The sequence below is a fragment of the Methanosarcina barkeri MS genome (genome assembly GCF_000970025.1).
Taxonomy (GTDB): domain Archaea; phylum Halobacteriota; class Methanosarcinia; order Methanosarcinales; family Methanosarcinaceae; genus Methanosarcina; species Methanosarcina barkeri.
Genome location: NZ_CP009528.1, coordinates 583056 through 602875, shown reverse-complemented (window position 1 = coordinate 602875; position 19820 = coordinate 583056). Strand labels below are relative to the sequence as shown.

The following is a 19820-nucleotide window of genomic DNA, read 5'->3' as shown; positions in this document are numbered from 1 at the left end:
GAACTTACATACTAAAATGAGATAGTTTCTCAGTAGGACTTAGGTACTTGAACTGAAAAACAGTAACATTAAGTCGTTATATGTCTAAAATTTGGCTTTAATGTTTCACGTTTATAATAACTAGTCCTAAAGCTCAATGTTGCTTCTCTAAATAATTCTGCATTTCGAATAGTTGATCATTTCAGATTATAAAAAATAGTTTTAAACTTTACGATTTTAAACGTGAAATTAGTTCTGGAATGAGGTTGTCAATAAAAAATTTATGAAAAATACAGGTTATTGCGGCCTCAATTAGCCACAACCTTTCCTGCGTCTCCTGTCGTTTGAGCGACTTTCAGTAGTTCCTTGAGATCATATAATCGGCAATCTGAAGGAGAAGCTCCTTTTCCGGACAGTCACACAGAGCGTCCAGTTTTGCTTTGCCTTCATTGATATATGAAATTGCAAGGTCCTTTACATAATCAATTGATCCGCATTCGGTTAAAATCCGGACGGCTTCGTCAGTTTCTTCCTGAGTTGCTTCCCCTTTTCCGAAAATGTCCAGTTTCACACCTTTTTCGAAAGCATCGATTACAATAAGAGTATGTTTCCCTTCCATAAGGTCGCTACCTCTTACCTTACCGAGCACTTCCTCTGGGGTGACCATATCCAGAACATCGTCATACATCTGGAACCCAATCCCTATAAAGCGCCCATATTCAGATAAGGCTTCAGCAATCTCATCAGAAGCTCCTCCAAGAAGAGCCCCGATCTTGGCTGCAGCTGCATAAAGGACAGAGGTCTTTTTTTCCACCATCTCAATATATTCAGCTTTACTAACCTTTTCCCTCTTTTCAAAATCCATATCAAGCCACTGGCCCTCGCAGATTTCTGTACAGGTTTTTGAAAGAACATCCATACATTTCAAAATCCTTGCAGGCTCGTTTTCAACTTTAGACAGGATCTCGAAAGCTTTAGAATAAAGAGTGTCACCTGCAAGGATTGCTCCGGCTTCACCCCATATCATGTGAACTGCAGGCTTCCCTCTGCGTAACTCATCCTTATCCATTATGTCGTCATGGATCAGAGTGAAATTATGTACAAGTTCCACGGCCACCGCTGCAGGTAAGACAGACTTGAGTTCCGAGCCTGTAGCTTCGGCTGCCAGAATAAGAACTGCGGGGCGGAGGCGTTTTCCTCCTGAATCTACCAGGTAGCGAGAGGCTTTATATAGCTCCTCTGGACGGACTACCGGAAGCAGTTCGTCAATTGCGGCGTCAACGTGGACACTTCTTTTTTTGATCTCATCAACTAACGTCATAAATATCACGAGGTACGGAATGATTTCTTATACAGTTATTCTTCTATATATAACACTTCACCGTTTCTGAGAAGGTGTACTGTGTCTCCAAGTACATACCCGGCATCTTCCGCCATCTCGATGTAGTGTCCGTGCATCTCCATGTCTCCATGGGCAGGGATTACATGTTCAGGATTCACCATACGCAGGAGTTCCCAGTGGTCTTCTCTATATGCATGCCCTGATACATGTACATTGTCATAAATCCTAGCGCCCCGCATCTTGAGCTTGGTCTCAAGGGCATAGCGGTTAGCCTGAGTCATAGGACTCGGAATCACATTTGCAGAGAAGATAACCTTATCTCCTGGCTCAATTACATATGGGGTTTCCCCGTTTGCAATGCGTACAAGGATAGATCCTGGCTCTCCCTGGTGCCCGGTAACAATTGGGAGGTACTTGTTCTTTCCATCCTGGATAATGCGTTTGAGAGCTCTATCTACATCCTTCCTCTGGCCGTGCATCTCGACATTGGAAGGCAGTTCCAGATAGCCAAGATCTTTAGCAGCCCCAACATAGCGTTCCATTGAACGCCCCAGAAGCACAGGAATCCTGCCCATTTCCCCAGCAGCTTCAATAATTGCTTTTAGTCTGGGAATATGGGAGGCAAAGGTAGTAATAATCATTCCTACATCTGACTCTTCTGTTCCAAGCAGTACATCCCTAACCATATCCTTTGCGATCTGTTCCGACGGAGTTTTACCTGAACGTCCGGCATTCGTGCTCTCTACAATCATTGCAACAACTCCTTCTTTCCCGAGGCTTTTAAGGCGCTCGAAGTCAGGAGCTTTACCCATTGTAGGAGTGCGGTCCAGCTTAAAGTCGCAGGCATAAAGGACCGCTCCAATTGGAGTGTGAACTGCTGCAAGCACACAATCAATAATACTATGCTGGACGTTGATGAACTCAATGGAAATATCTTCCGTAACCTGGTAAGTTCCGCCCGCATTCAATGGAATAACCCTGTTGCAAACCTCAAACTTGCGTTCGGCCTCGATCTGCTGCTTGATAAGAGCCGTTGTATAGGGCGTAGAGATAATTGGGGCATTATACCTATGAGCAAGTTTCGGAATTGCACCTATATGGTCAAGGTGCCCGTGAGTACAGACAATTGCCCGGACAGTTCCATTGATTTCTTTCATAATAGTATCATCAGGAATTGCTCCCATCTCAATAAGTTCGAGAGAATGCATTTTATCAATTTCAACATCCTCATGGATCTGAACCCTATCAAGACGAAGCCCCATATCCAGAATGATTATATCTTCACCTACAATAACTGCAGTCATGTTACGGCCCATCTCATTGTAACCGCCAACTGCAACAATTCCTATTTCAGTCATATTTTTACCTCTTATTTATTTTTTTATCCTTGTGAACCCCAATCCTTAAAAAACGGATCAGGTGATAACCTTAAAATGATAGCTGCGATGTGAATGGTACAGCATAGTTAGAGCCTAACACAGAATTAGCCTTAGAGCAACCATACCCAGCCCTGTTGCAGGAATAACTCCACTCCCGATGAGACGAATCAGGCTACATCTCTTGCAGAAGAATTCTACTTTAATATATCTGTTTATATACAGATACTCAAATGTTTGCCAAGCACGCTCCAGAATTGCCCCAGAACTGCCTTTAGATACTCTTCTCTTTATATACACATTTTTTTAAAGGATTCTACCTTTCCAGATCAAACAAAATCTGCTATTATTTCAATTACCAGGAGCCTTTACGTGCTCTTCTTTTACTGGCCAGTATTTTTTAGAACCTGATTTTCAATCAATCCTGTAAAGTTAAATTTCCGCCTTTAAAATGCTTTGAAAACATCCGCCTTTCTATTCTAGCTGATTTTTCTAGAGCTTATTCAGCAACCTGCTTTGTTATAATTAGGGCTTTTTTATTCCTGGTTTTATTATTGGGGCGTTTTTATATCTGGTTTTCTGGTTTATTCTGGTTTCTCTAATAAATTCCTGGTTTTATTCAATCCACTCTGAATTTATTCTGGCTTATACTGATTTATTCTGACTTATTATAATTTACTATAATATATTTTAGCTTCTTTTAATTTATTTTAATTCTATCCCAGCTGTTTCTCATCAAACCATTCTCATCTGGATAATTATATCATGATAACCTTATCAGGTGATTCTAACCTTCACCAGAAAATCCCTGAGTTTACAATTATCATAATAATTCTATTTCTGTAACGAAATTCCTTCATACTAAGTAATTTCAGCCTGAATAACTGTGAAAGAACTCTTTAGTGTAATTGATTTTACAATAATTCTATGAAACTAACTCTTAGTTTCATCGCCTTTAAGGTATTTTTATGAAACGGACTTCTGAACTTCATCGATTTTACAGCAATAATATTCTGGCAATTTATGAACCTGAAGCAGATCTAATGTATTGCTATTAACTCCAGATAATTCAGATGAATCCTATGCCTGTCCGTATAGTCCAAGTCAGTTTTCCAGGATTCGGAATGCAGACCACTTATTCATATTAACGATCTATTCCCGAACATTACTTTCATATTATGTATAAATATTGTTGTAGAACGACCCTTCTAATTAACATAACGGCTATTATATTTTACCGATATAATCCGAATATTAATACAGATCGGGTTTTAATATTTACAATACAAGTAAACCAAATTCTGCGCCAGGGTTCAGAACGAGTCTCCCGCTACGGCATAGTCTTTTACGTTAAAGCCACGCTGCCCCAAATATTCAAGAGTCCAGCCAGTAACAACCACAGGTGCGTTACGCATGTCCTGTATGTTTGCACAACCGCAGAGAAACATCGCAATCCTGAATTCATCCAGCATGCGAGAAAGGACTCTGACAACCGCTTCTTTCCCTTCAAGAGCAGGACCTACAAAAGGCAGGGCTGCACTTGCCGCACTGGCTCCAAGAGCAATGGATTTTGCGATATCAACCCCTGTCCTGATTCCACCGGTTGCGATAATTGGAAGGGAAACCCTAGACTCTATAATGCTGGCAACCGTGGGAATTCCAAAGTCCCAGAAAAGTTCCCCAAGGTGTTCGGAGGCATAATCTTCACTTTTTCTGGCTCGGTATACCTCAACGCCTGCCCAACTTGTGCCTCCCACACCTCCTACATCAATTGCAGACACGCCTGCTTTCTGGAGGAGAATTGCATCTTCCCTTGAGATCCCGGCTCCTGTTTCTTTAATAATTACTGGCTTGCTCAGTACGGAGCAGATTTCTTTTATCATGTCAAGACAGCCAGTGGCATCCCTATCCCCTTCTGGCTGGATGGCTTCCTGTAAGAAATTAAGGTGAATGGCAAGGGCGTCGGCGTCGATCATTTCTATGAGTTTTTCAAGTCCATCAATTCCATACTGGCGAATCTGAGCAGCGCCCACATTTCCGTATATAAAAGCATTCGGAGCTTCTTCCCTGATGACCCTGAAAGACTCTTCCTGGGAAGGGTCATCAATTGCAGCTCTCTGGCTTCCAACTCCCATTCCTACACCCAGCTCTTCAGCCGCAGCGGCAAGTGCAGCATTTACAGAAGTAGTGCCAGGGTGACCTCCAGTAATCGAAGCGATCAGAAAAGGAGCTTGCAGGCGTTTTCCAAGAAAGTCTATAGACAGGTTCAATTTATCCATATCGAGTTCCGGAAGCGCCCTGTGGATCAAGGTCACATCCTCAAAGCCCGCACTGACTTTTCGGGATTCAACCGGGCTTTCAGCACACAATTTCAGATGTTCGATCTTTCGCTGTGAGGTCGTGCTAATCATACTTCATACCCTTTTGTCCGGACTGATTGTGGTTCCCATAGATTCTCCGTTTAAGAACCGATATATATTATCCTCTTTCCTGGCATTGAATATATATGATGTAATACAAGACGTTTTGCTAAGTTCCAGAAGTTCCTGCACCTTCCCGAGCATCCCGCCCGTAACATCGGTACTTCCCGACCCCTTTATATAACGCTTGAAATATTCAAAAGTTTTTGGGGTGATCTCAGGTACGGTTTTTCCGTTGTTATCAAGCACTCCATCCTCTGCCGAGCCTAACCCGAGCCGAGTAATCTTGAGTTCTTTTGCAAGATAAGGGACTATCTGGTCTCCTGAGAGCACACACGCTTTGAGCTCAAGATCCATAACAACATCTCCGTGCAGCACCGGGACAAGCCCATTTTCGAGCATGAGCCTTATGTTATCAAGGTACATACTCTCAATTCGCCCGTTTCTGCAAACCGTACAGCACATAGGATGTACGGCTATAGCCCGGACTCCGTAATCATTTAAAGCATCTACCACTCTGGATGCAAGTTTCTTGACAGACTCATGTGTTACAATTGCTCCTTCAGGATCAAAAACCCTGCCAAGCCCATATTTTTTAGCATAGGTGTGCCCAAAAGAACCTGCACCGTGTACAATAATCATTTTTCCCCTGTATTCGGAAACTTCTTTTGCAATTCTCAGGAGGGCATCCTCTCTTACAACCCCTTGATCTGCAGCTTTGTCAGTAATGACACTGCCCCCAAGTTTCAGGATAACAGGTTCGGTTGAGACATTCATGCAATATCACTTAATACCTTTTTAAAATTTTCAGCTTCCTTTATGAATAACGCGAAATTATGAAATAAGACTCCAAGAGCTCAAAGTTTGAGTTATTCATTCTAACCTTAAGCCCTGTTCCGTGGGTTTTGTTATGATTGCTTTGCCCCCTGCACCTGTAATGGCTTCAGCAACCTGTGTACATTTGTCAGGTGCTGTAAGGGCAACCATACATCCCCCACCTCCACCTCCTGTACTCTTTGCTCCGAAAGCTCCAGCTCCCCGAGAGGAGTATATTAATTTGGAGAGCTCAAAAGTATTTACGCCAAGTGCGTCCAGAATACCCTGGTTCACATTCATAAGTTTGCCAATTGAAGAGTAATCTCCTGCCTGGAAAAAGGGTTCTGCGGTCTTGGAAATTCTTCCAATGACAACCATCAGAGGCTCTATAAGATGTGGATAACTTTCACGGAGTTTTCTCACATTTGTTACAAGCTCTTTTGTAGAAGCGAAAACTCCTGTATCCCCGATAACAATTCCGCAATCGGGCGTCTTCAGCTTTCTCCTATCGGGAATGGTCACAACCCCTCCGAATGTAGAAACATAAGTGTCAGTAGGACTTGCGGCTCCTTGTACCTGAATTTCGATTTCATGCCCCATTTTAGCGATTTCTTCGAGAGAGAGGCCACAGCCAAACATTTTATTGAGCGCACCTATACTTGCAATCGTAACAGCGGCAGATGAACTGAGTCCCGAGCCCACAGGAATCTCAGAATCAACTTTCAGATGAACACCATCTATTGGTACGAGTTCTCTCATTTTCTCAATGGCTGCGGAGATATAAGGATGTTTTTCAAAATCAATCCCTGTTCGGCCAATTTCCGACTGAATTATTATAGAGTCACATAATTCCACCCGCACACGGGTCCTTAATTCAATTGCACATCCTATTGCGGTTTCTCCGTAGACAACCGCATGTTCTCCGAAAAGATAAATTTTCCCGGGGGCAGAACACGAAATCATATTACTCCTCTGAAATTCATAAATTCGATTTAAGATATAAAGTAATGAATTTACATTCGAAATGAAAGCATATTGACTTCTAACTCAGTAATAAATTAATTTAATGGATTATTCAATTTATTTTTTATTGTTTTATTTTTTACAGACCTAGATTAGGTTAATAAAGTCTGAAATCCGTAAAAAATTTACTTGGAACAGGTAAGTGTTTCTGTATCTTTAATTAAAAACAGATGTACTCCGTTTTTCTACGGAATTACTCCACAATAATTGCGGCATATCCTACAACTGCGTTCATATCTCCGGAAACCTCACCACTATTTGAATATTTAAGCAGTTCAGCCCGAGTTGCACCAAGCTTCTTTGAGGCTGTTAGCATCGCAGAAATAGGTCCATATCCACATACGGATGCATTTCTTCTATAAAGCCTTTCATAGATTCCTGGAACATCCAGATTAAGGATAGCTTCTATAATTTCGTTATCCGTTTCCCTTGCAAGGTTTGCAGGCTGGTAATGAGTAAAATCGCTGGATGCGATGAAGGCGACTTTTTTCCCACTTTTTGAAACAAGGTTGGCAATAAGGGTCCCCACCTCAATTGCGGTCTCTTCATCCTGCATACCCAGGCAAATAGGAAGAATCCTGAAATTCTGATCAAAGCGGTATTGAAGAAAAGGAAGCTGAACTTCGATCGAATGCTCGTATCGGTGTCCAAGCTCATCCACATCAACAATACTTCCCGCTAGTCCTTCGGCAAGTTCTCGATCAACTTCGAGAGTTCCCAGGGGAGTTTTCCAGGTATCCGTGGATACTGACACCGGTGAACCATATCCCGTATGACTAGGACCAAAAAGGACATATGTATCGGCTTTGGGAAGAGCTGCATAAACGTGTGCAGCAACTCTTCCTGAATATACATATCCTGCATGCGGGCAAACCGCTCCCAGGATATTTCTTTCCCGGATATCCAGACCTTCAAAACATTGCTTAAGTTCTTTCTCCAGATTTTCAGGACGCAGGGGATAGAACTGCCCTGCAACTGCTGGCTGTCTCATTTATGATCACCCATATAAAATACGGGCTATTTTTATATATCCTTGCAGTCTGCAGGGCTGCCTTTCGGAATCAGAGAGGTGTTTCGAAGTCAGTCAACTCGTAATTGAAAGGAGTACTGTTAAGCCGGGAGACTTCCCTTGCAAGCAGCCAGTAGACAAGGGAAAGAGCTTTTCTACCTTTGTTGTTTGTGGGGATTACAAGGTCCACATTGGAAATCAGGTTGTTAGTATCACAGAGTGCTACAACAGGCACTCCGATGCTTGAAGCTTCCTTTAGTACCTGGGCATCACCTGCAGGGTCGGTTACAATCACAACGTCAGGCTCAAAGAAACCATGGATCTGAGGGTTTGTAAGTAAGCCTGGGATGAACCTTCCGAGCATTGCTCTTGTGCCTAATGCTCTGGAGAACATCCTTGCAGGATGCTGACCGTACTGCCTTGAAGAAACCACAAGGATCCTTGAAGGGTCATAGTGAGACAGCAATTTTGCTGCAACTCTTATTCTTTCATCTGTTGACTGGATGTCAAGCACATATAATCCATCAGTTCTGACCCTGTATACGAAACGCATCATATCCTGGGTCTTTTGCTGAGTGCCTATGTGAACGCCTGCTGCCAGGTATTCGTCAATAGAAACAAGAGAAGTAGAACCTTCTTTTGTAGGAGGTTCTTCTTCCTCTGCTTCTACAGGCACAGATCCGGTTTTTGCTGCGGCTTCCTTTTCAGGTGCAGGTTTTGCTTCAGCCACGATATTTTCTTCAGGCAAAGGCTGTTTGTTGTTTTCCTCCTGCCCTGTCTGCTCAATTTCCTCCATAAAGTCACCTCATAATATAGAATCAACAATAAAACACATTCAATATCTGAAAATGTATCCCACTGCGTTTTTAATTGGTTTTACGTTTGACCGTTATAGGAATAACTCCGGCCTTCAACTCTTTAATAGCAAGATTAAGAGGGTCCAGTCGCCCGTCATCTTCAACAAGGACAGGAGCTCCCATTGCAATTTGCAATGCTCTTGCGCCTATGATCCGTGCACGCTCAAACCGGGTATACTTTTCCTTGACCAACTGATCACCCTGAAATTTAAAAACGCTCCGATGAATTCCGATAATTTAGAATCATGATAAGTTTGATATTTTACAGTACATGCCTTAAAACCAGCACCCAGAAAATAGGGAAATGGGACCGCTGAGATTCGAACTCAGGTTCCGGCGTCCCGAACGCCGAAGGATGGACCAAGCTACCCTACGGTCCCTTACTGGTACGGCGAAAGCACATCAACGAGTTCAACATGGCTTAACAGCATTCTGCGACAGCAGTAGCGGGTGATCCCAAGATCATCCAGCACTGCAGCAGCGTTTTCGCCATCACTGACACGTCTTTTGTACTCATCCCAATAGTTTGAGATTACTTTTCCACATGAGAAACATCGGACTGGGATCATAGTCTTACCTGTAAGATTTCTGGTATTTAGCCCTTGCTCCGGGCCCACCGAAGTTCTTTGATTCTTTCTGCCTGGAATCGCTTACAAGTAAATTGCGGTCATAGCTTGCGAAGTTATCTCTGATGATTGTGTCATTTGTCCATTCCACAATACCTCTGGCAACTGCGGTCCTTACCGCATTAGCCTGTCCGATAATTCCGCCGCCCCGGACATCTACATTAATGTCAAGTCCAGAGACCACTTCATCTCCTGCGATCAGCAGAGGTTCTGAGATCTTCATCATTACAAGCTCTGGAGTATATAGCTCGAGCGGAATTTTGTTGATCCTGATCTTCCCGGTTCCTTTTGTGACTGTTGCACGTGCAGTTGCAGTCTTGTGCTTTCCAGATGAATTAACTACTTTGACCATGAGGACTCACCCTTTAAAATTTTGAACCCATTTTTTGGCTCACTTCACCAAGTTCAATATATTTACTTGAGCTTAAAAGCCTCATATCGGCATCTGCAATTGTGATTGTTTCAGTGTCCTTGAGTTCGGCGGGAACACCTACATAGACCTTAAGCCTGGACATTGCGTCTCTGCCTCTTGCTCTCTTATAAGGTAGCATGCCACGGACAGTCCTCTTAAGGATGCGGTCCGGACGCTTCGGGAAGTAAGGCCCGAATTCCGTAGCACCTCTTTCCCGGGTTTGCCGGTATTCTTTGAGGGTGGTCGCCCTTGAGCCAGAAATTACGGCTTTTTCAGCGTTTACAATATATATTTCTTCGTCTCCTGAAAGCAACTGTTTTGCAACTGTACTTGCAAGACGTCCTAGAATAAGCCCATTTGCATCGATAACCGTCATCTTCGACACCTCAGCGGAAAATCCGGATACCGGACCCTTTTGGATTTGCTTCCATTATCTCTTCGAGACTCAGGCACTTGCCACCGGCTTCAGTGATCTTGTCAACTGCAGAGTCACTGAAGGTTAAAGCCGCAACAGTTACAGGGTGGTCAAGAAGACCTGCGCCCAGTACTTTTCCCGGAATAAGCAGAACATCGTCCTCTGCTGTGTGCCTGTTAATCTTACTTAAATTCACAGCCGCATAGTTTCTGGACGGCATCTCAAGACGTCTCGCGATATCCTTCCAGATGGGGGCAGTGTTTGTATTTGCCCTCTCCTTCAGGGTAAGAATCAGGGAAACGATTCTTGGATTTGTTTTTCTTGTTAGTTTTACCAGTGATTTTTTACCCAATGTATGTTCCTCCGCAAGATTTGTATAAACCTCACTCACGCGGAAAAAAATTCCCTATCGCGTTCGAACATCGCTATAGCTGCTCCTTCGGAACTTGAATCCAAAAGCAGCAAATTTAAAGAACAAGCGATTAGTCGGAATTGGTATGATGTGAATAACATTTCTAGTACATAAAGATTATGTGCATCATTAGTCCGATTTGCAAGAATTCCAAATAATAATCTTTTTTGTCTCTAATATTTTTTTGATTCTGTTTGCTTATAGTCTCAATCTTCGATTTACTCATTAATCATAATACTTGCTTTTGAGCTAACCTCGTGATAGAATGTATTAGAAAGAAATCCCATTTTTATAATATTAAACGAATTATATTACTTGGGGAACAATTAGTTTTTGGGGAACAATTAGTTTTTGGGGAATAATCAGTGTTGGGAAAGCGGGAAATCTCGCATACAATTAGTATCCGATCTATAAGCAGGAGGCAAACGAATTTAGACTTCCTAATAAGTGTCAACAATATATTACTGCGCCTGGTACAAAATATGAAATAAGCGGGCAAGCGGGCAGGAAAACGCAAACAGAAAACCGCTGACAGAAAATGGGTGGTATTATCATGCTGACAGTTATTCAATACCTTCTGGATAGATTAAAGCAACTGGGAATAAGGGATGTTTTCGGTGTGCCAGGAGACTTTGCATTTCCAATCAACAACGCCATCTGTGATGATAAAGAGCTTCGCTGGATAGGCTGCTGCAATGAACTGAATGCTGCTTATGCTGCTGACGGTTATGCTCGTGTTAAAGGCATGTCTGCACTGTCTACTACTTTTGGCGTAGGTGAACTTTCCACACTATGTGGTATAGCAGGCTCTTATGCAGAGTATAATCTGGTATTCCATATTGTCGGAATGCCAAAAATACAGGTACAGAAGACTCATGCTATAGTTCATCACTCGCTGGGAGCCGGAGAATCCAGCATATTTATGGAAATGGCTACGCCAGTAGTATGTGCAAGTACGATGCTCACTCCAGAAAACTGTATTCAAGAAGTCGAGCGTGTTATCGAAACAGCCCTGGAGAACCACCGTCCTGTCTACATTGCAATACCTCACAACTATGTGAATGCAGATATTTCATCCTTTAATGCGCCTGTAAGAAAACCTGTAAAAAGCGACCCTGCAACTCTTGAAAAAGTGGTCTCGATTATTGCAGGTAAAATCTCGAATGCAAAGCAAGCCTGTGTTATGCCAGGTTTTCTTGTTGACAGGTTTGGACTCAAGGACCTGTCTATGGCTGTTATTAATGCTTCGGGCTTGCCTTATGTTACTATGGCTCTGGATAAGTCAGTGCTTGACGAGACTAATCCCTCCTACCTGGGATTATACATGGGAAAACTTATCAATCCTGAAATCCGAGAATTCGTGGAATCCTGCGACTGTATCCTTGTTATAGGCACTATCTTATCTGATGTTAACACAGGCAAGTTCACGGCTAAGCTGGATAAGTCCCGAATCATCAATATCATGCCTTCAAGTGCCCATATAGGGTATACCGATTATATCAATGTAAAGATGCTTGATGTACTGGAGGAACTCACCAAAAGGCTTAACAAGCGTACCGACATCAACGGCCCTTTTGCCAGACGTCCAGCTGTTCCAGAGATAAATGCTGAAGATCCGATAATGGCCGACTATTTATACGCGAAGTACGCGGAGTTCTTTAAGCCCGATGACATAATTATAGCTGACTCAAGCTCATCCTTTTATGGGTTACTACCCCTACTTTTACCAAAAGGAACTAAGTTCGAGAACCAGATGCTTTGGGCAGCGATTGGCTGGGCTACTCCCGCTTCCTTTGGCACTGCACTGGCTGCACCTGACAGGCGAGTAATTCTTATTACTGGAGAAGGGTCACACCAGATGACTGCTCAGGAAATCAGCCAATTTTACCGCCATGGTCTAAAGCCTATTATTTTCGTGCTGAATAACCAAGGCTACCTGATAGAAAGAATGCTGTCTAAAAAAGTAGATTACTGCTATAATGACCTTGCAGAGTGGCAATACTATAAGTTACCGGATGTTCTCGGCTGCAATGATTGGATTACGAGAAAGGTTACTACCTGCAGGGACCTTGATAAGGTCATGAGAGAGCTAGATAATGCTAAAACGGGCGCATACATCGAAATAGTTACACCGAAATTATCGGCTCCCTCGCTTATGGAAACAATTCACAAAAACTTGTAAAAAGTACAATTTAAGTCTATTAAGGAGTTAAGGGAAGTTGTTCTCTCAGGCGACTTTTCTCCGATATGTTTGAATAAAAATGTGGTCTTGAATTGAAAAATCTTGTCCAGAAGGAATGACGAAGAGCCAAAATTTGCCTTAGACAGCTGCAACTTCTCTTCTATTTAAGTAGTTACAGGTACTGTTATCTTCTGTTGAGTAGTTGCAGAAAATCTATTAATAAGATATGCCAAGTACCGACCTCGAAACCCTGTCATAAATTCCAGAAATATCGCATCCGAACTTTTTTGCTACAATAAGTGCCACGATCCGGATATCCACAAGATAGGAAAGCCGGTCCTGCATGAAATTAATCTCGGAAACCAATTTTTGCCGGCTTATCCCAATGTCTGCGGAGATAAATTCCAGAACCTGCTCAAAGGAAATTTTTTCTTTTACCTGCACTTTTTCTCCAGAACGGTCTGAATTTTCAAGAAAATTCTCTGACGGCTTGAAAGCATGTGGAACCCGGATACTTTCCACATCAAAACCGGGCACAAGAACCCCGGCTTTAAGTATTAGAAACCCTGCTTCAAGGGCTTTTTCCTTTACTTTTGAGGCAATTTTCGGGGAAAACCATTTCAGGTCAAAAGCCAGGGAATACTCAAAATCCTTTTCCGAGAGAGAAGTTGCAAGAGTTTTTTTAAAAGGAACAGAGACTACGCGTTTAAGTTCTTCCATTAACTGCACCCATAAAATTGATCTGACACAGAGAGTTTAATTTGATATTGAAAGTATAATATTTAAAATGTATAATATTGTTGAAAGTATACTACTATTGAAAGAATAATATTGATAAGAGTATAATATTGTTGAAAGTATGACATTTTAAGTGTATAATATTATTGAAAAGTATAATATTATTAATAGTGTAATATTATTAATAGTGTAATATTATTAATAGTGTAATATTATTAATAGTGTAATATTATTAATAGTGTAATATTATTAATAGTGTAATATTATTAATAATGTAATATGAACATTTAAGATAAAGAAGTTTAAAACCAAGAAATTTAAGAGAAAGACTCAAAAATTTAAAGTCTCCGGCTTAGGATTTTCTACCCTGAAATTCTGCCGGAGTAAAGTATTCCTGAAAAGGAAAGTTTAGAGTGTCACAAGTTTGGCGTCGAGAATTCCATCGACTTTCCGGACTTCCTCAAGGATTGGGTCAGAAACTTCGGAATCTACGTTAAGAACCATCATGGTCACGCCTCCGATTTCTGATCTGCCAACCTGCATGCCTGAGATATTGATATTGTTTTTACCGAGTAACATGCAGCAGGGTCCGATAACGTTGGGCCTGTTGATGTGCTTGGCAAAAATCATACGGCCTGCAGGGAAGATATCTACTCTATCATCATCGACTGCTACGATCTTAGGATCGTCTCCGACAACGGTACCTGCAACCAGTTTTGCCTTGCCGTTGCTGCTAAGTTTGATACTGATAGTTGAAGAGTATTCCTCAGAAGATTCGGATTTACTTTCCACGACTGCAATCATTCTGGACTTTGCAAGAGTGGGGGCATTGACATAGTTAACTCCGGAACCGAGAGCCATTTCAAGCAGCCCTTTGAGAGCCGAAACTGTAAGAGGCCTTGTATCTTTTCCGGAAATCTCTCCATTATATCCAATTTCGACTTTTTCGTAGTTTCCGTCTACAAGTTGCCCTGCAATCTTACCCATAATTTCGGAGAGCCTGATGTAAGGGGCAAGAACTGCCATAGCTTCCGGCTTTACTGACGGGATATTGATTGCGTTCTTTGCAGGTCCACCTGTGAGGACAGATGTTACTTCCTTTGCAATATCTACTGCCACATTGACCTGAGCTTCCTTTGTAGAGGCACCAAGGTGAGGAGTTACTACAACATTGTCAAATTTCAGGAGAGGGCTGTCAAAAGGAGGCTCATCAACGAAAACGTCTATTGCTGCACCGGCTATTTTTCCGCTTTCAAGAGCTTTTGCCAGAGCTTCTTCGTTGATAATGCCACCGCGAGCACAGTTGAGAACCCTGGTTGTAGGCTTCATCAGAGCAAACTGTTCTTCATCAAGAATGTTTCTGGTTTCTTTAATAAGAGGAGTGTGCACTGTGATGTAATCGGCTTCTTTTGCGATTTCGTTAACTGTAGCTAGCTTGACACCAAGTTCAAGAGCCCGCTTTTCAGAAACAAAAGGATCATACCCCAGAAGGTTCATTTCAAGCCCTGAAGCCCTTTTTGCGACTTCGGAACCGATCCTTCCGAGACCTATAATTCCCAGAGTCTTGCCTTTGACCTCGACACCTGTGAATTTACTACGTTTCCATTCCTTGCCTTTAAGGGAAGCATTTGCCTGTGGAATGTTCCTGGACATTGCCATCATCATAGCAATTGTGTGCTCTGCTGCCGAAATCATATTTCCTTCGGGAGAGTTAGCCACAATAATGCCTTTCTTTGTAGCTGCATCCACATCAACATTGTCAATTCCGACCCCGGCTCTCCCGATAATTTTCAGGTTGTCGGCAGCTTCGATTATCTTCGGAGTAACATGGGTGCCGCTGCGTATTACAAGAGCATCGTAATCCTTAATTTTTTTCACCAGCTCATCTTCGGAAAGCCCGGTGGAAACATCAACCGTAAAGTGTTCTTTTAGAATCTCCAAACCTTCATTGGAGAGTGAGTCGCTGACTAATACTTTCATGTCAATTTCTCCAATTAATACAATAAAGATGAAATATTAAATTTTAACAGAGAATACCAATTAACCTAATCACACTTAAGCATTATCACACATATATAAGAGCTAATCCCTTCAAATTTTATTTTTACCGCAGGTTTTCTTCCCTGCATGATTTTCCTGAAAGCCTCATAAGCCTACCTATGGTTTCCACAAGCTTTGTAAATCTTATCTATGGTTACCCTACAAGCCTTATTATCCCTATCTTCGGTTCGTAACACTGCCCGCCTGCAAGCAGGAAACGGATAACCTCTTCTACAACCTGCTCAGAAATGCCTCGAGAAGCAGCAGCATCCATAAAAGCTGCATAATCAACTCCTTTGCTTCCACCCATTTCCTTGAGCAATTCAAGCACGAACTCCTTCTGGTCAGCTTTAGCATCTGTACTATTTTCAGAATCCAGATCCAGGGTTTTGAGACCCTCCCTAATGGAAGACCGAAGGAGTTTTGCAAATTCATCAGGAGAGCGTCCCCGTTCAAGCGCAATCATGATACCTTCCGTAAACTCTGAAGAAATACCTTTCCCCAGGAGGTATTCCCTAAGTTTCTCTCCACGGTACCCACTGGCCAGAGCATCCGAGAAGGCTTCAAGCCTCTCAACGGTCTGTTCGGCGGTATCCACAACCCATCTGTTGCGGATTTCCTCATCCACTACATTTACTTCTTCAGCTCGAATAGAAACAAAAACCGATCCGGGCTCGGGTTCATATGTCCTGGCTTTTCCTGTAAGGGCTATGAAAGCAGGAACCTGTACCGTTGAAAAGAATATAGAAGCTTCAGGCTGGTACTGCCCTGCGTATGCCGTAAAAGCCCCTGTGGGATCAACTATTCTCGCTTTCCACATCTCACTCTGTGTTCCGATATTGTCAAGTTCTGTGATTACTCCAACCACAAAAACACGATTGAGAATCAGCCCCATAGGGCTAATAAGCAGGTTTGGAGTTTTTGAATCCGCAGCTTCCGAGTCAGCCCGCTCGGATTTTTCAAGTTCTCTGCAGGCTTCGAATTCTCTTGCAAAAACTCTTTTTGCAACCTCTCGTTTAAGCAAGCTCAATTCCTCCCCTGGAAACCTGTGAATTTTTCTCCTGTCCCTCTTCTTCATCCGGCCCGAGCCTGCGAAGGAGCTCAACTACCCTTACCGCAAGATCATCTTCAGGTACCCAGGCATTTTCAGCCACAAAAGAAACCCCAAATTCATTTTTAGAAGAGTTTCCTCGTACTGCAAGATAACGACCCGTAAGAAAACGCCTTAAATCTTCATAAACTGCATCTTTTGAGACATCAGAGAACATCAGCTGTTCGGCTTCCTCAAGAGTTTTTCCATAGATAATTTCCGCAAGTTCCCTTGGAAACATAACTAGCACGGAACCTGTTCCGTCATCCAGTATGGCTTTGATTCGCATGTCCCATATACCTTCGACCTTACCGTGAACCCTACAGTTTCCTTTCTGGATTACACGACTGCATTCAGGGCAGCGGGAGATAATGCCTGAACCGGGTCTGACTGAAACAAGGTTGCCTGCTATGCACACATCAAACATGCTGTATCTTGAATTTATCTCCTGAATTTTGATAGGGGTAGGATCTTTTGCTGCAGATTCAAAGGTAAACGCAAGTTTTTCGGCCTCATCGAGCCCGATAGAAGAAACTTTTGTGCTGCTCAGAATATTTACTGATGGCACTCCCCTGAACATCCGCACCTGAGCTCCCTCAATTAGAATAATGTTCCCGATATCAATGCCAGGCAGTTCAATCCAGGCCGTAAAAGGAAGCCTCCCGGTTTCGTCCGCAAGTACGCCCGAGATTACTCTGGACTGGCGTCCCTTTACAAGAATTTCCCTGTATGAAAGCTGAAGCACGCAGGCTACTGTATCTACGGAAAAATCCACAGCTCCTATGTCAATTAACTTTTTTTTCTGGCTTGCTGAAAGTTCGGACAAGGATGGGAGCGAAGAATCCGAAATTTTCGACACAGGAGATTGTTCTCCTATAGAAAGCCTGATTCGGTTCTGCCAGATCCGGGTATAGGCATTTTTGATATTAATCACATCCCCAATCGAACCTGGCAGCTTCCTCCAGGAAGAAAACAGAACTGCTCCGGTTTCGTCCGCAAGAACTCCTGTATAAAGCCTGGAAGGTTTTTCCTGAGCTCCTGCCTGTGGACGGATTGACTTTTCCCCAATGTCCAGAATCCTGCCTGTAAGCTCAAAATTTTTAAGATTGGCAGACAGATCTTTTACTTTCAAAACTTTCCTTTTTCCTCCATACTTGCGGAGGATGCTCTCTTTTGCGACATCAGGCGGGACACGAAAAGCAATGAGTTTCTCAAACTCTGCTCGGATGCCAGTCTTTTCAAGATCTCCAAGCGCCCTGGTTAACTCTTCAAGGTGGGGCGCAATCTTCTCATCCATTTTTAGGCCTCCATTCGAGACAATAATAAAACAATAAAATTTCAGTGTAATATCAGATTTTACAGTATTTAAGACTTTAATTGAAGATTAATTTCTTTTATCAGAGGATATTGAACTATTATTTAAGGATAGCTGTTTAGAATTTTTTATTTCCAAAGGTATATTAATTTCGGGATAAAATTACTTACTTGACAAAGTATTGAGAGAGTTTTTACTAAAAACGCTAAAAAACCTGGAAAAGGAAAGCTTTCTTTTGTCTAAAGAGTTGAAGCCTGACTAAACAAACGGACGCTTCAAAATTTAAAGGAAGAGCTAATATGAGAAGAATAAAAGGACATAATTTCAGAGCTTTTAAACTGACAGCACTTGCGATTACTCTGGCAGTTCTATGCACCTGCTCTGCCTCCTCTGCCTCGAATTTAAGGGTAAGCTCGGCAACCGACGGAGACTATATCTCTCTACAAGCCGCAATCGATGAAGCCGAAGCTGGAGACACGATTATTGTAAGCCCTGGAACCTATGTTGAAAATCTCAAAATAAATAAGCAAGTCCAGATCTGGTCGGAATCCGGAAATCCGGAAGATACTGTGATAAGAGCAGCCGAGCCCACGAAAAGCGCTGTTGAAATCAGCGTGGATAGGGCATCTTTTAGCGGGTTTGCCATTGAGGGCTCGGAAAAAGCAGGAATTTTGCTTACAGGAGTTAACAGTTGCTACATTAACAACAATAGAGTTCAGGGAGCCGAATATGGCATTCTTCTCAAAGGTTCTGACAGCAATACCATAAGCAACAATCTCATTACCCTTGACGAAAAAGGAATACGGCTCGAAAACTCAAACTCAAATGATATCATTGGCAATACAATTGCCTATAATTACGGTCCTGGAATTTCACTTGAAGCAAGCAGTAAGAATCTGATCTATAATAATTACTTCAAAAACGCCGAAAACGTGGATGAAAAAGCCGCAAACGCAGAAAATCTCTGGCAAAGTCCCCTCAAAACAAAAAAGAATATTGTCAGTGGACCTTACATAGGAGGGAATTTCTGGGCCGACCTTGAAGGCAAAGGTTACAGCGAAACCGGTGTGGACGAAAACAGCAACGGAATTTGTGATACCTCATATAACATCACAGGCGGAGGAACCGATAATTACCCTCTCTTCCCAAAGGTCCCAAATGCCGTAAAAGCCCTTGAAAGCAATCTGAATGCCAGTGCTTACGAGCAGGGTCTGGCTGATATGGAAAAAGCAACCAGTTCCGAAACCACTGTAAACAAAACCGAAGAAGCGACAGGCCCCGCAGCCGAAAATGCTACTGACGAAAATATTACCAATGAAAACGCTACCAATGAAAATACTACTGACAAAAATGCTACCAATGAAGAGGGTTCAGGAGAAAAAGAATCGCCTGGCCCTGGACCTGGAATTGTGGGGCTGGCTGTAGGAGCAGCTTATTTCCTGAGGCGGGACAGGTAAAGAAAAGAAATAATTAATTTAAGATTAGAAAAAATATGAAAAAATGAGAATAGTGAAAGAAACGGAGACAAAGTTAAGAACAAGTAGAGAAAAATTTAGAAGAAAGAGAGAATAGTTAAGGGAAAGCCGAAAACAAGTTGAGAAAAAATTGAGAGAAAGTTGAAAATATAATCACGAAAAGGGTAGCAGGTTTTACGGGTCAGCAACTATAAAATGTAAAGAAAATGGCCGTCTCAAACTCATATAAATAAGGATAACAGGTCCATTATTTTCAAGATTTGATCAGTAATCATAGACCCTTTAGCTTTATC

General features: G+C 42.4%; 18 protein-coding genes and 1 tRNA gene. 2 read left to right on the top strand and 17 right to left on the bottom strand.

The annotated features are described in order from the left end of the window. Nucleotides 1-334: 334 nt before the first annotated feature. The 13 genes from MSBRM_RS02580 to MSBRM_RS02520 form a co-directional block, all read right to left on the bottom strand. Nucleotides 335-1300: a polyprenyl synthetase family protein gene (locus tag MSBRM_RS02580; RefSeq protein WP_048120066.1), complete on the bottom strand. Its 966-nt coding sequence runs from the start codon at nt 1298-1300 to the stop codon at nt 335-337. Between the two features lie 35 nt (nt 1301-1335). After that, a complete protein-coding gene (locus tag MSBRM_RS02575) occupies nt 1336-2679 on the bottom strand; it encodes an RNase J family beta-CASP ribonuclease (RefSeq protein WP_048120068.1) in 1344 nt (447 codons plus the stop codon). Between the two features lie 1331 nt (nt 2680-4010). Beyond that, nucleotides 4011-5108, bottom strand: a complete 1098-nt coding sequence (gene fni / locus MSBRM_RS02570) for a type 2 isopentenyl-diphosphate Delta-isomerase (protein WP_048154430.1) — start codon at nt 5106-5108, stop codon at nt 4011-4013. Nucleotides 5109-5111: 3 nt separating this feature from the next. After that, complete coding sequence (locus MSBRM_RS02565; protein ID WP_048154427.1) at nt 5112-5894, bottom strand: isopentenyl phosphate kinase; 783 nt, start codon at nt 5892-5894, stop codon at nt 5112-5114. A gap of 96 nt (nt 5895-5990) precedes the next feature. Then, a complete protein-coding gene (locus MSBRM_RS02560) occupies nt 5991-6896 on the bottom strand; it encodes a mevalonate kinase (RefSeq protein WP_048154424.1) in 906 nt (301 codons plus the stop codon). Between the two features lie 253 nt (nt 6897-7149). Beyond that, nucleotides 7150-7947: an MEMO1 family protein gene (locus tag MSBRM_RS02555; RefSeq protein WP_048154423.1), complete on the bottom strand. Its 798-nt coding sequence runs from the start codon at nt 7945-7947 to the stop codon at nt 7150-7152. A gap of 70 nt (nt 7948-8017) precedes the next feature. After that, the gene (rpsB, locus tag MSBRM_RS02550) at nt 8018-8761 is read right to left on the bottom strand and encodes a 30S ribosomal protein S2 (RefSeq protein ID WP_048154420.1); all 744 of its coding nucleotides are present in this window, start codon (nt 8759-8761) and stop codon (nt 8018-8020) included. Between the two features lie 70 nt (nt 8762-8831). After that, nucleotides 8832-9014, bottom strand: coding sequence for a DNA-directed RNA polymerase subunit K (locus MSBRM_RS02545; protein ID WP_011306429.1), 183 nt, complete (start codon nt 9012-9014; stop codon nt 8832-8834). Nucleotides 9015-9127: 113 nt separating this feature from the next. Next, nucleotides 9128-9202, bottom strand: a tRNA-Pro gene (locus MSBRM_RS02540). After that, complete coding sequence (locus MSBRM_RS02535) at nt 9203-9391, bottom strand: DNA-directed RNA polymerase subunit N (protein ID WP_011306430.1); 189 nt, start codon at nt 9389-9391, stop codon at nt 9203-9205. It abuts the tRNA gene before it with no gap. 4 nt (nt 9392-9395) lie between these two features. Continuing rightward, nucleotides 9396-9800, bottom strand: coding sequence for a 30S ribosomal protein S9 (locus MSBRM_RS02530; RefSeq protein ID WP_048120079.1), 405 nt, complete (start codon nt 9798-9800; stop codon nt 9396-9398). A gap of 13 nt (nt 9801-9813) precedes the next feature. Beyond that, on the bottom strand, nt 9814-10236 hold the full coding sequence (locus MSBRM_RS02525) for a 50S ribosomal protein L13 (protein ID WP_048154417.1): 423 nt from the start codon (nt 10234-10236) through the stop codon (nt 9814-9816). 10 nt (nt 10237-10246) lie between these two features. Then, a complete protein-coding gene (locus MSBRM_RS02520; RefSeq protein WP_048102688.1) occupies nt 10247-10627 on the bottom strand; it encodes a 50S ribosomal protein L18e in 381 nt (126 codons plus the stop codon). A gap of 613 nt (nt 10628-11240) precedes the next feature. Between MSBRM_RS02520 and MSBRM_RS02515 the strand changes: the two genes are divergently transcribed. Then, nucleotides 11241-12869, top strand: coding sequence for an alpha-keto acid decarboxylase family protein (locus MSBRM_RS02515; protein WP_048156715.1), 1629 nt, complete (start codon nt 11241-11243; stop codon nt 12867-12869). Between the two features lie 216 nt (nt 12870-13085). Here the strand turns inward: MSBRM_RS02515 and MSBRM_RS02510 are convergent, their stop codons facing one another. From MSBRM_RS02510 to MSBRM_RS02495, 4 genes are all read right to left on the bottom strand, one after another. Continuing rightward, nucleotides 13086-13589, bottom strand: coding sequence for a DUF2240 family protein (locus MSBRM_RS02510; protein WP_048120084.1), 504 nt, complete (start codon nt 13587-13589; stop codon nt 13086-13088). Nucleotides 13590-14015: 426 nt separating this feature from the next. Next, entirely contained in the window at nt 14016-15587 is a 1572-nt protein-coding gene (gene serA / locus MSBRM_RS02505) for a phosphoglycerate dehydrogenase (protein ID WP_048120086.1), read from the bottom strand. A gap of 214 nt (nt 15588-15801) precedes the next feature. After that, entirely contained in the window at nt 15802-16671 is an 870-nt protein-coding gene (locus tag MSBRM_RS02500) for an RPA family protein (RefSeq protein WP_048120088.1), read from the bottom strand. Beyond that, nucleotides 16664-18034, bottom strand: a complete 1371-nt coding sequence (locus tag MSBRM_RS02495) for a Single-stranded DNA binding protein (RefSeq protein WP_048154414.1) — start codon at nt 18032-18034, stop codon at nt 16664-16666. The genes MSBRM_RS02500 and MSBRM_RS02495 overlap by 8 nt, the downstream gene beginning before the upstream one ends. 317 nt (nt 18035-18351) lie before the next feature. On the opposite strand from MSBRM_RS02495, the gene MSBRM_RS02490 reads away from it, so the two are divergent. Then, on the top strand, nt 18352-19509 hold the full coding sequence (locus MSBRM_RS02490) for a right-handed parallel beta-helix repeat-containing protein (RefSeq protein WP_048154411.1): 1158 nt from the start codon (nt 18352-18354) through the stop codon (nt 19507-19509). The last annotated feature ends 311 nt before the right edge of the window (nt 19510-19820 follow it).

Coding starts and splice junctions, on each gene's coding strand:
- MSBRM_RS02580 (WP_048120066.1), bottom strand. CDS start 1,300: ATGACGTTAGTTGATGAGATCAAAAAAAGAAGTGTCCACGTTGACGCC.
- MSBRM_RS02575 (WP_048120068.1), bottom strand. CDS start 2,679: ATGACTGAAATAGGAATTGTTGCAGTTGGCGGTTACAATGAGATGGGC.
- fni (WP_048154430.1), bottom strand. CDS start 5,108: ATGATTAGCACGACCTCACAGCGAAAGATCGAACATCTGAAATTGTGT.
- MSBRM_RS02565 (WP_048154427.1), bottom strand. CDS start 5,894: ATGAATGTCTCAACCGAACCTGTTATCCTGAAACTTGGGGGCAGTGTC.
- MSBRM_RS02560 (WP_048154424.1), bottom strand. CDS start 6,896: ATGATTTCGTGTTCTGCCCCCGGGAAAATTTATCTTTTCGGAGAACAT.
- MSBRM_RS02555 (WP_048154423.1), bottom strand. CDS start 7,947: ATGAGACAGCCAGCAGTTGCAGGGCAGTTCTATCCCCTGCGTCCTGAA.
- rpsB (WP_048154420.1), bottom strand. CDS start 8,761: ATGGAGGAAATTGAGCAGACAGGGCAGGAGGAAAACAACAAACAGCCT.
- MSBRM_RS02535 (WP_011306430.1), bottom strand. CDS start 9,391: ATGATCCCAGTCCGATGTTTCTCATGTGGAAAAGTAATCTCAAACTAT.
- MSBRM_RS02530 (WP_048120079.1), bottom strand. CDS start 9,800: ATGGTCAAAGTAGTTAATTCATCTGGAAAGCACAAGACTGCAACTGCA.
- MSBRM_RS02525 (WP_048154417.1), bottom strand. CDS start 10,236: ATGACGGTTATCGATGCAAATGGGCTTATTCTAGGACGTCTTGCAAGT.
- MSBRM_RS02515 (WP_048156715.1), top strand. CDS start 11,241: ATGCTGACAGTTATTCAATACCTTCTGGATAGATTAAAGCAACTGGGA.
- MSBRM_RS02510 (WP_048120084.1), bottom strand. CDS start 13,589: ATGGAAGAACTTAAACGCGTAGTCTCTGTTCCTTTTAAAAAAACTCTT.
- serA (WP_048120086.1), bottom strand. CDS start 15,587: ATGAAAGTATTAGTCAGCGACTCACTCTCCAATGAAGGTTTGGAGATT.
- MSBRM_RS02495 (WP_048154414.1), bottom strand. CDS start 18,034: ATGGATGAGAAGATTGCGCCCCACCTTGAAGAGTTAACCAGGGCGCTT.
- MSBRM_RS02490 (WP_048154411.1), top strand. CDS start 18,352: ATGAGAAGAATAAAAGGACATAATTTCAGAGCTTTTAAACTGACAGCA.